The 11,679-nt window shown below is 65.0% G+C and carries 15 protein-coding genes; 7 read left to right on the plus strand and 8 right to left on the minus strand.

Annotation, left to right across the window (positions count from 1 at the left end; genetic code table 11):
- From B3D39_RS08520 to B3D39_RS08535, 4 genes are all read left to right on the plus strand, one after another.
- On the plus strand, positions 1–219 hold a 219-nt coding region (locus B3D39_RS08520; protein ID WP_286789603.1), incomplete at its 5' end, for a succinate dehydrogenase assembly factor 2.
- A gap of 131 nt (positions 220–350) precedes the next feature.
- Positions 351–860 carry a MarR family winged helix-turn-helix transcriptional regulator gene (locus B3D39_RS08525; RefSeq protein WP_078520247.1) on the plus strand — a complete coding sequence of 170 codons (510 nt, stop codon included), beginning with the start codon at positions 351–353 and terminating at the stop codon, positions 858–860.
- Between the two features lie 103 nt (positions 861–963).
- Positions 964–2,136, plus strand: coding sequence for a serine hydrolase domain-containing protein (locus B3D39_RS08530; protein ID WP_274963554.1), 1,173 nt, complete (start codon positions 964–966; stop codon positions 2,134–2,136).
- Positions 2,137–2,152: 16 nt separating this feature from the next.
- On the plus strand, positions 2,153–2,542 hold the full coding sequence (locus B3D39_RS08535; protein ID WP_274963555.1) for a DUF2237 family protein: 390 nt from the start codon (positions 2,153–2,155) through the stop codon (positions 2,540–2,542).
- Between the two features lie 3 nt (positions 2,543–2,545).
- Here the strand turns inward: B3D39_RS08535 and epmA are convergent, their stop codons facing one another.
- Positions 2,546–3,586, minus strand: coding sequence for an EF-P lysine aminoacylase EpmA (epmA, locus tag B3D39_RS08540; protein ID WP_274963556.1), 1,041 nt, complete (start codon positions 3,584–3,586; stop codon positions 2,546–2,548).
- A gap of 99 nt (positions 3,587–3,685) precedes the next feature.
- On the opposite strand from epmA, the gene efp reads away from it, so the two are divergent.
- Positions 3,686–4,255: an elongation factor P gene (gene efp / locus B3D39_RS08545; protein ID WP_098411617.1), complete on the plus strand. Its 570-nt coding sequence runs from the start codon at positions 3,686–3,688 to the stop codon at positions 4,253–4,255.
- A gap of 66 nt (positions 4,256–4,321) precedes the next feature.
- On the opposite strand, the gene B3D39_RS08550 is transcribed toward efp, so the two are convergent.
- Both B3D39_RS08550 and B3D39_RS08555 read right to left on the minus strand, forming a co-directional pair.
- Positions 4,322–5,212 carry a DMT family transporter gene (locus B3D39_RS08550; RefSeq protein WP_274963557.1) on the minus strand — a complete coding sequence of 297 codons (891 nt, stop codon included), beginning with the start codon at positions 5,210–5,212 and terminating at the stop codon, positions 4,322–4,324.
- Positions 5,209–6,033: an alpha/beta fold hydrolase gene (locus tag B3D39_RS08555; RefSeq protein WP_274963558.1), complete on the minus strand. Its 825-nt coding sequence runs from the start codon at positions 6,031–6,033 to the stop codon at positions 5,209–5,211. Before B3D39_RS08555 ends, B3D39_RS08550 begins: the two co-directional genes overlap by 4 nt.
- A 63-nt stretch (positions 6,034–6,096) precedes the next feature.
- On the opposite strand from B3D39_RS08555, the gene B3D39_RS08560 reads away from it, so the two are divergent.
- The gene (locus B3D39_RS08560; protein WP_274963559.1) at positions 6,097–6,687 is read left to right on the plus strand and encodes a hypothetical protein; all 591 of its coding nucleotides are present in this window, start codon (positions 6,097–6,099) and stop codon (positions 6,685–6,687) included.
- Between the two features lie 7 nt (positions 6,688–6,694).
- On the opposite strand, the gene B3D39_RS08565 is transcribed toward B3D39_RS08560, so the two are convergent.
- From B3D39_RS08565 to fabA, 5 genes are all read right to left on the minus strand, one after another.
- Positions 6,695–7,366, minus strand: coding sequence for a haloacid dehalogenase type II (locus tag B3D39_RS08565; RefSeq protein WP_274963560.1), 672 nt, complete (start codon positions 7,364–7,366; stop codon positions 6,695–6,697).
- 51 nt (positions 7,367–7,417) lie between these two features.
- The gene (locus B3D39_RS08570) at positions 7,418–8,197 is read right to left on the minus strand and encodes a pyrroline-5-carboxylate reductase family protein (protein WP_274963561.1); all 780 of its coding nucleotides are present in this window, start codon (positions 8,195–8,197) and stop codon (positions 7,418–7,420) included.
- A gap of 256 nt (positions 8,198–8,453) precedes the next feature.
- Complete coding sequence (locus B3D39_RS08575) at positions 8,454–9,242, minus strand: enoyl-ACP reductase FabI (protein WP_078547986.1); 789 nt, start codon at positions 9,240–9,242, stop codon at positions 8,454–8,456.
- Between the two features lie 42 nt (positions 9,243–9,284).
- On the minus strand, positions 9,285–10,514 hold the full coding sequence (fabB, locus tag B3D39_RS08580) for a beta-ketoacyl-ACP synthase I (protein WP_078570130.1): 1,230 nt from the start codon (positions 10,512–10,514) through the stop codon (positions 9,285–9,287).
- Positions 10,515–10,545: 31 nt separating this feature from the next.
- Positions 10,546–11,055: a bifunctional 3-hydroxydecanoyl-ACP dehydratase/trans-2-decenoyl-ACP isomerase gene (gene fabA / locus B3D39_RS08585; protein ID WP_075776914.1), complete on the minus strand. Its 510-nt coding sequence runs from the start codon at positions 11,053–11,055 to the stop codon at positions 10,546–10,548.
- 151 nt (positions 11,056–11,206) lie between these two features.
- Here fabA and irrA point away from each other — a divergent pair, with 151 nt between their 5' ends.
- The gene (gene irrA / locus B3D39_RS08590; protein ID WP_078520235.1) at positions 11,207–11,632 is read left to right on the plus strand and encodes an iron response transcriptional regulator IrrA; all 426 of its coding nucleotides are present in this window, start codon (positions 11,207–11,209) and stop codon (positions 11,630–11,632) included.
- Positions 11,633–11,679 lie beyond the last annotated feature (47 nt).

Raw genomic sequence — 11,679 nt, forward strand, 5'->3', positions numbered from 1 at the left:
GGGATCAAGGAAATGGACCTGATCCTCGGGCCTTACGCCGATGCGTGCCTGCCCGATCTGGATGCCGCCACTCTCGATCTCTATGACCAGCTTCTCGAAGAGAACGATCAGGACCTGTATCCGTGGGTCTCGGGCGCGCAGCCTTGCCCGCCGAAATACCTCGAATTGCTCTCCGTAATCGGCCAATTCGCCCGCGAACGGCACATTACGAAAACCTGAAAACGGCGCGGAAGCCCCGGATTTCATAGGGTTTTGCGCGAATTTTCGGAGAATTCGGGCCGCTTAACGGTATCTTTGCCATTTCCCGCCACTGTCTTGCGTCAGGGGCAGCGAAACTGGCGGAGAATGCTATGACCGTGCAGAAATCTGCAAGCGACATGACGCCCGTCCCGGCGACGCCGGGGCTGATGGCGGGATATCTGGACAGCCTCTCGCTGCTGGAGCGGCTGCATCGCTTGCTGCTCGACGTCATCAAGGACGAGTTCGAGCGGCTGGGCATCCTCGAGATCAACCCGGTGCAGGCGCTTTTGCTGTTCAACGTGGGCGAGAACGAGGTAACCGCGGGGGAGCTGAAGACCCGCGGCTATTATCAGGGCTCGAACGTCTCCTACAATCTCAAGAAGCTGGTGGAGGCGGGCTACATGCACCATCAGCGCTGCGAGATAGATCGCCGCTCGGTGCGGGTGCGCCTGACTGCGAAAGGGCGCGAGCTGCGCGAGAACGTGGCGACCCTGTTCGAGCGGCACGCCTGCGGGATGGAGACGCGCGGCGTCATCACCTTCGATGCGATGGAGGAGATGAACCACACGCTGCGCCGGATGGAGCGCTACTGGACCGACCAGATTCGCTATATCTACTGACCTTCCGCGCCAGTCGCATCTCCGCGATGACGCCCGGTTCTTCTTGCCGCAGCGGCGTGGGGCGTGCTTCCTTGCCGTGACGATATGCGGCGAGGGGCACGGGATGAAACAGCTTGGACAAAAGGCGATGCGGGGCGCGATCCGGGTCGGCATGGCGGCGGCGCTGCCGATTGCGGGGCTCGCATGGTGGAAGCGCGACGAGATCGCGCGGCTGCGCGCGGTGAACCGTCTGTTCGAACCCGACCGGATCGTCGGCAATTTCTCCAACATGCCCGCGCTGTTTCATTCGCGCGAGATCGCACGTGGCGAAGGGCCGGTGTCGGACTTGCCGCGCGGCGCTGAGGATGCGCTGCCCGACGGCGTCGAGGATTGGATCGACCGGCGCTGGATAACCGCGCTGGTGAAGCTGCGTCACGGCCAGATCACGCATGAACGCTATTTCCGCGGCACTGCGCCGGAAGATCTGCGCATCTCCTGGTCGATGGCGAAGAGCTTCCTCTCGGCCACGCTGGGCATAATGCAACATCAGGGCGTGATCCCCGATCTCGACGCGCCGCTTACCCGTTTTGCGCCGCAGCTGAAGGGCTCAGGCTATGATGGCGTGACGATCCGCGATGCGCTGGTGATGTCCTCGGGCGTGGCCTTCAACGAGGACTATCTGGATTTCCATTCGGATATCAACAAGATGGGCCGTGTTCTCGCGATGGGGCGGTCGATGGACGCCTTCGCCGCCTCGCTCAAGATCCGCGAAGCGGAGCCGGGCGCGCGCATGCTCTATGTCTCGATCGACACGCATGTTCTGGGCATGGTGATCGCCGGCGCGACCGGGTCCGATCCGGCGGAGGTGATGCGCGAGCTGCTGATCGCACCGATGGGTCTGGAAGCCACGCCGGTGATGCTGACCGACGGGCTGGGCGTCAGCTTCGTCCTTGGCGGGCTGAACCTGCGGACGCGGGACTATGCGCGCTTCGGTCAGATGTTCCTGCAAAAGGGATTCTGGAACGGCCGCCAGATCGTGCCCGAGGACTGGGTTGCGCAATCCACCGCGCTGCAGGCGCCGAAGGGCGAGGGCTACGGCTACCAATGGTGGGTGCCCGTCGACACGACGGATCACGGCGGCGATTATTTCGCGCGCGGCATCTATGGCCAGCACATCTATGTCAGCCCCGCGACCGACACGGTCATCGCGATCAACGCCGCCGACTGGCGTTTCAAGGAGGAGGGCGTCGAGGAGGAAAACCTTGCCATGCTGCGCCGCATCGCAGAGGTTTCCTGAAAGGGAGGGCCGCGCGATGCAGATGTATGAGGCGATCAACGTGCTGGGCGGAACCTTGCAGCCCTGTTCGCTCAAGCCCCGGACCGGGTTCTTCCGCGATGGCAGCTGCAACACCTGCTGGGAGGATAGCGGCTCGCATACGGTCTGCGCGGTGATGACGGCGGAGTTTCTCGCCTTCTCGAAATATCTCGGCAACGATCTGAGCACGCCGCGCCCGGAATATGATTTTCCGGGACTGAAACCGGGCGACCAATGGTGCCTGTGCGCCTCGCGTTTCCTGCAGGCGGTGCAGGAGGGCTGCGCGCCCGAGGTGATGCTGGCCTCGACCCATCGCGATGCGCTGCGGGTGGTGCCGTTCAAGGTGCTGGCCGATCATGCCGCCGAGAAGAAGGGCGGGAAGGGCTGAGGCTCAGCCCGTCGCGCCGCCCACCGGCACCCAGAGCACATCCTCGATTTTCGGCGCGCCGGTCGCGAGCATCACCAGCCGGTCGAAGCCAAGCGCGATGCCGGACGCCTCGGGCATGATCTCGAGCGCTGCGAGGAAATCTTCGTCGATCGGGTAACGCTCGCCATAGAGTTCTTCCTTCAGATCCATATCGCCCTCGAAGCGGCGGCGCTGTTCGGCCGGATCGGTCAGCTCGCCGAAGCCGTTCGCGAGTTCGACCCCGCAGGCGTAAAGCTCGAACCGTTCGGCTACGCGGCCATCATCCGGGGCAGGGCGGGCCAGCGCGGCCTCGGCCAGCGGATAGCGGTCCAGAATCGTCGCGCGGCCATGGCCCAGATGCGGCTCGACCTTCGCGACTAGCAGTTTCGAGACGATGTCCGACCAGCTATCCGCGTCGGCCACCGCAAAGCCGATCGCCTCGCATTGCGCGCGCAGGGCTTCCGCGTCGGTCTTCGCCCCGTCGCAGGTGGCGAGCAGATCGATCCCGGCATGGCGCTGGAAGGCGTCCGCGACCGACAGTCGTTCGGGTTCGGCGAAGGGATCGCATTCGGCGGGGCCATAGCGCAGCACCGACGATCGCGCGGCCTCGGCTGCCAGCCGCAGCATCGCCGCGCAATCGGCCATCAGCGCGGTATAGTCTTCGCCCGCGCGATACCACTCCAGCATGGTGAATTCGGGCGAATGCCGCTTGCCCGCCTCGCGGTTGCGCCAGACATGGGCGAAGGCGGCGATGCGCCGCTCACCCGCCGCCAGCAGCTTCTTCATCGCGAATTCGGGTGAGGTGTGGAGATACATCCGGCGCGCCTCACCGTCATTGCCGATCATCTCGGTGGCGAAGGCGTGCAGATGCGCCTCGTTGCCGGGCGAGACCTGCAAGGCACAGGGATCGACCTCGACGAAATCCTCTGCCGCCAGCCAGCCGCGGAGCGCCGCCTGAATGCGGTTGCGCGCGAGAAGGGCGGGGCGGCGGTCGGCGTGGCGCTCGGGCGTCCAGAACGGGGGCATGACAGGCCTTTCAGGCTGGAAATCGGGGCGCAAATGGTTTAGGCGCTCTGCAATCCGGGCGCCAGAGCCTGTTTTATCCGAATTCAAAGGGGTCCTTTCATGGCGAAAGTCATCGCTTCCTCTGTCCGCAAGGGCAACGTGCTTGAAATCGACGACAAGCTCTACGTCGTGATCACCGCGCAGAACATCCATCCCGGCAAGGGCACGCCTGTCACGCAGGTCGATATGCGCCGCATCTCGGACGGCACCAAGGTGTCGGAGCGCTGGCGCACGACCGAGCAGGTCGAGCGCGCCCATGTCGAAGAGCGCGAATACGATTTCCTGTACGAGGATGGCGAAGGCTATCACTTCATGGACCCCGAGACCTACGAGCAGCTCGCGGTGCAGGAAGACGTGATCGGCGACGCGAAGGTCTTCCTGCGCGATGGTATCCGCGTTCACCTCAAGACCTTCCAGGAGAACGCGATCGCGATCGACCTGCCGCAGAAAGTCACCGTCGAGGTCGAAGAGACCGAGCCGGTCGTGAAGGGGCAGACCGCCTCGTCGAGCTACAAACCCTCGCTCTGCACCGGCGGGATCCGCGTGATGGTGCCGCCGCATATCGGCGTGGGCACCCGCATCGTGATCAACACCGAAGACACCACCTATGTGGAGCGCGCGAAGGACTGATCCTCGCCGCGATCTTATGAAAAAGGCGCCCTGCGGGGCGCCTTTTTTGTTTGCGGATGGGGTGGGTCAGGCGGGGCGCTGCGTGGGGCGCCCGGGCCAGACCTCCAGCAGCCCTGCGCCCAGCACCAGCGCGCCGCCTGCGATCTCCAGTGCGGCGAGCCGTTCGCCCGCGATCAGTGCGGCGGAGACCGCGCCGACCAGTACCTCGCTCATCAGCAAAATCCCGATCCGCGCCGGTTCGAGCCGCACGGTCGCCCACATCAGCGCCGCGGTCGCAGCGCCCCACCAGAACACCCCGGCGGAGAGGGTCAGGCCGAGCGCTGCGGGCCAATCGACCCCGCTCGCGGGGAGGGGCGCAAGGAACGGCGCGAGGCAAAGCGCGGTGAGGGCCGCGCCTGCCGCGAAGACGAAGGTGGCGGGGCCGGGGGAGAGCGTCGACTTGGTGCGCATCCCCGTTGTCGCGACTGACCAGATCACGCCGCCTACGAGTGTCATCCATTCGCCCAAGCTGCTGGGGAGGGGCAGGCCGCCGCTTGCGCCCAGCATCAGGCCGAGCCCCGACAGGCCGATGACGATCGCGGCCAGCCGCAGGCGCGAGACGGGCCAGCCGAGCACGAACCGCCCGATCAGCACCGACCAGACCGGGGTGAGAAACCACAGCAGGATCACCAGCGCGACGCGGCCATAGAGAAAGCCGATCGAATAGAGCGCGAAGGCCGCCCCGCCAAGCGCGACCGAGATCAGCGCGGCTGGCGTGGCGGTAGCGAGTTCGTAGCGCTTGGTCCAGGCGATGGGTGCGAGGGCCACGCAGGCGACCAATGTGATCGCAACCGTGCCCCACGCGCCCGCCAGACCGTGCCCGTCCAGCGCGCGCACCGGGAGCCAATAAAGCCCCCAGAGCGCGCCCGTGATCAGCGTGATCGCGCTGGCGACAAGGGTGACACGGGCCTCGCTCACCCTTTGATCCGCTCGATCCACGCTTCGAGGGCGGCCAGCGCCTCGGGTTCGTCGAGGAAGGGGATATGGGCGCGGTCGGCGACGCGGGCATAGATCATGTCCGGGCGGCGGCGCTGCATCTCGTCCACAGTGGCGTCGGTCAGCAGATCGGAATTCGCGCCGTGGGTCAGGACGATGGGCAGTCCCTCGGTCGCCTCGAAGAGCGGCCAGGCTGGCTCCACGCCGCCCTTGAAGGCGCCGAGGAAGGCATCGCGCAGGGCCGGGTCGTAATTGATCTTCAGCCCGTCATCGGTCTCGACGTAGTGGTGGCGCACCTCCATCGCCCAGCGATTGGGCGGCACCTTGTCGAAACCGATCATCGCCTCGGGCAGCTTTTCAGCCATTTCCGCATAGCTCTTCGCGGCCGGGTTGCGCCCGATATAGTCGAAGATCTTGTTCAGCCCTTTCTCGTCGAGGACAGGTCCGACATCGTTCAGCGCGAGCCCGGTCATGCGCTCTTTCGCGGTCAGCGCGAGATACATCCCCACGAGGCCGCCGCGCGACGTGCCGAGGATCGCGGCCTTCTCGATTCCCAGATGATCGAGCAGTTGCAGCGCATCCGCCGCTTCGCGCGGCACGGTATAGGTTTTCTCGCCGGTCCAGTCGCTCTCGCCGCGGCCGCGATAGTCCATGCAGATCAGCCGCACGTCCTTGAGATGCGGCGCGACGTAGTCGAAATCGCGGGTGTTTCGCGTCAGCCCGGACAGGGCCAAGACCGGCACGCCGCTGCCACTGTCGCGATAGGCGATCTTCGCGCCATCATCCGCGGTAAAGAATTCCATTACGCCGCTCCTCTCTGGATTGCTGACCTGTCAGCGATCATAGTGCGTTAGAGGGAGATCGCCATGGCTGACACGCTGGAAAGATTACACGAAAGACTGAGTGCGCTCGAAGACGAAATCGAAGCGGAATGGGAGCGCAGGCGCGAGGCGATGGCGTTCCGGCTCGACCATAACCGGGTGGTGTTCGAGGCGGGCGTTCGCGATGCGCATCGGCGCGCGCGGGTAGGGCTGTTGCGCTTCCTGTCCTATGCGCGCCCGATGGTCATTCTGACCGCCCCGGTGATCTATTCGCTGATCGTGCCCTTCGTGCTGCTCGACCTCTTCGTGACCGTTTATCAGGCGATCTGTTTTCCGATCTACCGCATCGCCAAGGTGAAGCGCTCCGATCATATCGTGGTCGACCGTCAGCATCTGGCCTATCTCAATGCGCTGCAGAAGCTGAACTGCGTCTATTGCGGCTATTGCAACGGGCTTCTGAGCTATGTGCGCGAGATCGCGGGCCGGACCGAGCAATTCTGGTGCCCGATCAAGCACGCGCATCGGGTAAAGGGGCCGCATCTCCGCTACCGCGATTTCGTGGAATACACGGATGCGGAAGGGTTTCAGGCGCAGACGATGCGGCTGCGGCGCGCGCTGCGCGAGATGGACGAGTGAGCGCTTCTCAGAGGTGGTCGGGCACCGCGCGCAGGTCCGTCAGGATCGCCGCGGGTTTATAGGGCAGCCGCTCGACCGGGGCGCCCGCGCGGTTGACCCAAAGGACGTGGAAGCCCGCCTTGGCCGCGCCCGCCGCATCCCAGCCGTTAGACGAGACGAAACAGGTCTTCTCAGGTTCGACGCCCATCTTCTGCGCGATCATGTCGTAGACGGCGGCGCGCGGCTTGTAATGGCCGATCTCGTGGATCGAGAGCACCTCATCGAGCAGATGCCCCACGCCCGCCGCATGGACCGCAGCGCCCAGCATGTCCGGCGCGCCATTCGACAGGATCGCACGTCCGACACCGCGATGGTGCAGCGCATCGAGCATCTCGGGCACTTCGGGGAAGGCGGGCAATTCGCGGTAAAGCGCCATCAGCCGCTCGGCCAGATCGGGATCGTCGAGATCCTGCGCCGCCATTGCCCAATCGAGCCCGTCGCGGGTCAGTTGCCAAAAGTCGACGTAATCGCCCATCACCTCGCGCAGCCAGCTATATTCCAGCTGCTTGCGCCGCCAATCGGCAGCAAGGCGCGGCCAGATTTCGGTCAGACGCGGCTCCTCGGCGGCCAGATTTCGCGCGGCGGCGTCGACGTCGAAGAGCGTGCCGTAGGCGTCGAAGACGCAAAGCTGAATGGACATGATATTTCCTCCCGAGCCTCACCCTAGCGTCGGCGGGGCCGGGTGCAAGGGTCAGTAGATGTCGCGCGAGGCTTGCGTCGCGGCGGCGAGCCCTTCGGCCAGACGCTCGGCAAAGCCATTGTCGCGCAGCGTGGTGAGGCCCCTGGCCGTCGTGCCCGCGTAATCGATCATCTCCTGCACACTCGTCTCCGGGGTCGGGCCCTCGGCCATCATCTGCCCGGCGGAGAGGAACAGTTGTCGCACCGCGCGATCTGCGATCTCGGGCGGGACGCCTTGACCCTCGGCATGACGCGCCATCGCAGCGGCGCAGGCCGCGACGAAGCCCGGCACCGGGCCGGTCATCGCGGTGAAGAGGTCGATCTGGGCCTCGTCGTGCAGTTCATCCGTCTGCCCGCAGGCCTCGAAGAGAGCACGGGTGCGCGCGCGGTCGTCTTCGGTCACGGCGTCGCTCGCAAACCACGGGCTATAGGCGAGGCCCATCGCGGCAGCCGGGCTCGACATGGCGCGGATCACGCGGGGGCTGGCGCTGATGCGGGTGAGGTCGGCCAAAGGCACGCCCGCCATGACGGAGATCACCAGCTTGTCTTTCGCATCGATCGTGAGGTCTCTCGCTGCGGCGGGCGGCACGCAGAGGATCACCACGTCGCAAGCCTCTGCCAGCGCCTGCGGATCGGTCAGGACGTTCTCCGGCGGGAAGCCGTCAATGTCAGGTCGCGCGCCGGAGCGGTTGGCCATCAGAAGCGACTTGGGCTCCGCGCGCCAGAGCGCCTCGGCAATCGCTGCGCCGAGCATCCCTGAGCCGATGATGCCGATAGAGAAATCGAGTGCCATGCGCGCCTCCCTGCGTGTTCGAGAAAGCCTAGCGCGAGGCAGGGGATGGGGGAAGGGAGGGAATGGGTAGCATGGCGCGCGGCGGCCCGTGGGGTGGCGCGCCATGACTTTGGGGCTGGGCGCTTTATCCCAGCCACATACTTCTGTCGTTTGAGCGGTGTGCGCGGGGGGGCAATGCGCCAGCCCGTCGGGACGGGCCGGCGCGCGCCCTGCGGCTTCGCCGCGTTCCGGGCGCGGATCGTCCGCGCGAGGCTTCTTACAGGTTCTCCGCCGCGGGCATGCCCATGACGTGATAGCCGCTATCGACGGAGATGATCTCGCCGGAGGTGCAGGCGCCATAGTCCGAGAGCAGGTAGACGGCCGTGCCGCCGATCGCTTCCAGCGTCGCGTTATGGCGCAGGGGCGAATTGTGCTCGGTGTGGCGGAAGGTCTTGCGCGCGCCGCCGATCGCGGCACCGGCCAGCGTCTTCATCGGGCCGGGCGAGATCGCGTTCACGCGGATGCCGTCGGGGCCCAGATCGGCCGCCAGATAGCGCACCGCCGATTCCAGCGCCGCTTTCGCCACGCCCATCACGTTGTAATAGGGCGTCACGCGCTGCGAGCCCATATAGGTCAGCGTGATCATCGAGCCGCCTTCGTTCATCAGTTCCGAGGCGCGCTTGGCCACGTCGATGAAGCTGTAGCAGGAGATCGTCAGCGAGTTCTTGAAGTTCTCGCGGGTGGTGTTGATGAACCGGCCCGCAAGCTCGCTCTTGTCGGAATAGGCGATGGCGTGAACGACGAAATCGATCGAGCCCCATTCCTCTTTCAGCTTGGCGAAGGCGGCGTCCATCGAGGCGTCGTCATTCACGTCCACATCCAGCAGGAAGCTGGAACCGACGCTTTCGGCCAGCGGTTCGACTCGCTTGCCGAAGGCTTCGCCCTGATAGGAGAACGCCAGTTCCGCGCCTTGCTCGGCCAGTGCCTTCGCGATCCCCCAAGCGATTGAGCGCTCGTTGGCGACCCCCATCACGAGGCCGCGCTTACCCTTCATCAGTTCCGCCATTCCCGTCCCTGCCGCCGTTTCTGTCGCCGTTTGTTCTTGCCGTTAGTCTCGATACTTGCTCATCACGAGCGACGCGTTGGTGCCGCCGAAGCCGAAGCTGTTCGACAGGACCGAGTCGAACTCGACATTGTCGATCCGCTCCATCGCGATCTCTTCGGGTTTGATCGCCGGGTCGAGCTCGGTGATGTTGGCCGAGGCCGTGATGAAGTTGTTTTCCATCATCAGCAGCGAATAGATCGCCTCATGCACGCCGGTCGCGCCGAGCGAGTGCCCGGTGAGCGATTTGGTCGAGGAGATCTTCGGCACGTTTTCCTCGCCGAAGACGCGGCGCACGGCCTGCACTTCGGTCACGTCGCCTGCGGGCGTTGAGGTGCCATGCGCGTTGATGTAGGAAATCTTGCGGCCTTCCGGAAGGGTGCCGACCGCGAGCTTCATCGACCGCTCGCCGCCTTCGCCCGAGGGGGCCACCATGTCGTGGCCGTCCGAGGTCGCGCCGTAGCCGGTGACTTCCGCGTAGATCTTCGCGCCGCGCGCCTTGGCGTGCTCGAGTTCCTCCAGCACGACGACACCGCCGCCGCCTGCGATGACGAACCCGTCGCGGGTCGCGTCGAAGGCGCGCGAGGCCAGCTCGGGCGTGTCGTTATATTTCGACGACATCGCGCCCATCGCGTCGAACAGACAGCTCAGCGTCCAGTCCAGTTCCTCGCCGCCACCGGCGAAGACGATGTCCTGCTTGCCCATCTGGATCAGCTCGGTACCGTTGCCGATGCAATGCGCCGAGGTCGAGCAGGCCGAGGTGATCGAGTAGTTCACGCCCTTGATCTTGAACGGCGTGGCCAGACAGGCCGAGTTCGTCGAGCTCATGCAGCGGGTGACCATAAACGGCCCCATCCGCTTGGGCGAGCCCTTCTCCATGACGATGCGATGCGCCTCGAAGAAGTTCGAGGTGGACGGACCGCCCGAGCCCATGATCAGGCCGCTGCGCGGGTTCGAGATGTCGCTCTCTTCGAGACCGCTATCGGCCAGCGCCTGCTCCATCGCGATGAAGTTGTAGGCGGCACCCGGACCCATGAAGCGCAGGTTGCGCTTGTCGATATGGTCCTCGAGCGTGATCTTCGGCTGGCCTTTGACCTGGCTGCGGAAGCCGCGCTCGGCGTAATCCTCGGCGAATACGATGCCGGATTTGCCGGCCTTCAGGCTGGCGGTGACTTCTTCGGCATTGTTGCCGATGGGCGAGACGATGCCCAAACCGGTGATGACGACGCGGCGCATGCGGGCCTCCTGTCTTGTCTGTCTATGGGGGTCAGCTCTCGGAGAGCGCGACCTTCATGTCCTTGACCTCGTAGATCACGTCACCGTCGGCCTCGACGATCCCGTCGGCGACACCCATGGTCAGGCGACGGGTCTGAACGGCCTTGGTGAAGTCGACCTTGTAGGTCAGCATTTTACGATCCGGGCGGACCATGCCGGTGAGCTTAACCTCGCCCACGCCAAGCGCATAGCCGCGACCCTGCCAGCCACGCCAGCCCAGATTGAAGCCGGTCAGTTGCCACAACCCGTCGAGGCCGAGGCAGCCCGGCATGATCGGATTGCCGGGGAAATGGCATTCGAAGAACCACAGGTCGGGGGTGATGTCGAACTCGGCGACCACATGGCCCTTGCCGTGCTTGCCGCCATCGCCCGAGATGTCGGTGATGCGATCCATCATCAGCATCGGCGGCGCCGGAAGCTGTGCATTGCCGGGGCCAAACAGCTCCCCGCGTGCACATTTCAGAAGATCTTCTTTCCCGAAGCTCGTCGGAAACCCAGCCATCGGCGCTCCTTCCCGGTTTTGGCGTGCTTTTGCATCCCTCTATCACCGCGTGGCCGCGTGGCGCAAGGGCGACGGTGACAGGCCGCGCCCCTGCGCGGTTGCATTGAAACCTGAGTGGAAAAGTCTCATATAGGTACCGAGGAGACATGACATGGCTGTGACGAATTCGACCGAACAGCGCCGCGGGCAGGACTGGCTGAGCCGTGGCGGGCTGCGCCCCACCCGTCAGCGACTGGCGCTGGCCACATTGCTCGTGGGCGATGGGGAAAATCGTCATGTCACGGCCGAAAGCCTCTATGCGGCCGCCTGCGATGCGGGCGAGAAGGTCTCGCTCGCCACCGTCTACAACACGCTCAAGGCGTTCTGCGACGCGGGGCTGATGCATGAGATAACGGTGGATGGCGCGCGCAGCTATTTCGACACGCGTATGGACGATCACCCGCATTTCTTCTGGGAAGACGACAACCGCCTGTCGGATGCCCCGGCTGAGGAACTGAAACTCGCTTCGATCCCGCAGGCCCCCGAAGGCGCCGAGATCACCCGCGTCGACGTGGTGATCCGCGTCCGCAAGGCGTAAGCTGCCCTTCTTCCAATTGCCCCAAATATCCCGGGGTGAATGGCCGC

Origin of the sequence: Thioclava sp. UBA3469 (assembly GCF_002378135.1) — a bacterium.
GTDB classification, from domain to species: Bacteria; Pseudomonadota; Alphaproteobacteria; order Rhodobacterales; family Rhodobacteraceae; genus Thioclava; species Thioclava sediminum.

Excerpts from the sequence above, each read along its gene's own strand:
- B3D39_RS08525 (WP_078520247.1), top strand. The coding sequence starts at position 351 with ATGACCGTGCAGAAATCTGCAAGCGACATGACGCCCGTCCCGGCGACG.
- B3D39_RS08530 (WP_274963554.1), top strand. The coding sequence starts at position 964 with ATGAAACAGCTTGGACAAAAGGCGATGCGGGGCGCGATCCGGGTCGGC.
- B3D39_RS08535 (WP_274963555.1), top strand. The coding sequence starts at position 2,153 with ATGCAGATGTATGAGGCGATCAACGTGCTGGGCGGAACCTTGCAGCCC.
- epmA (WP_274963556.1), bottom strand. The coding sequence starts at position 3,586 with ATGCCCCCGTTCTGGACGCCCGAGCGCCACGCCGACCGCCGCCCCGCC.
- efp (WP_098411617.1), top strand. The coding sequence starts at position 3,686 with ATGGCGAAAGTCATCGCTTCCTCTGTCCGCAAGGGCAACGTGCTTGAA.
- B3D39_RS08555 (WP_274963558.1), bottom strand. The coding sequence starts at position 6,033 with ATGGAATTCTTTACCGCGGATGATGGCGCGAAGATCGCCTATCGCGAC.
- B3D39_RS08560 (WP_274963559.1), top strand. The coding sequence starts at position 6,097 with ATGGCTGACACGCTGGAAAGATTACACGAAAGACTGAGTGCGCTCGAA.
- B3D39_RS08565 (WP_274963560.1), bottom strand. The coding sequence starts at position 7,366 with ATGTCCATTCAGCTTTGCGTCTTCGACGCCTACGGCACGCTCTTCGAC.
- B3D39_RS08570 (WP_274963561.1), bottom strand. The coding sequence starts at position 8,197 with ATGGCACTCGATTTCTCTATCGGCATCATCGGCTCAGGGATGCTCGGC.
- B3D39_RS08575 (WP_078547986.1), bottom strand. The coding sequence starts at position 9,242 with ATGGCGGAACTGATGAAGGGTAAGCGCGGCCTCGTGATGGGGGTCGCC.
- fabB (WP_078570130.1), bottom strand. The coding sequence starts at position 10,514 with ATGCGCCGCGTCGTCATCACCGGTTTGGGCATCGTCTCGCCCATCGGC.
- fabA (WP_075776914.1), bottom strand. The coding sequence starts at position 11,055 with ATGGCTGGGTTTCCGACGAGCTTCGGGAAAGAAGATCTTCTGAAATGT.
- irrA (WP_078520235.1), top strand. The coding sequence starts at position 11,207 with ATGGCTGTGACGAATTCGACCGAACAGCGCCGCGGGCAGGACTGGCTG.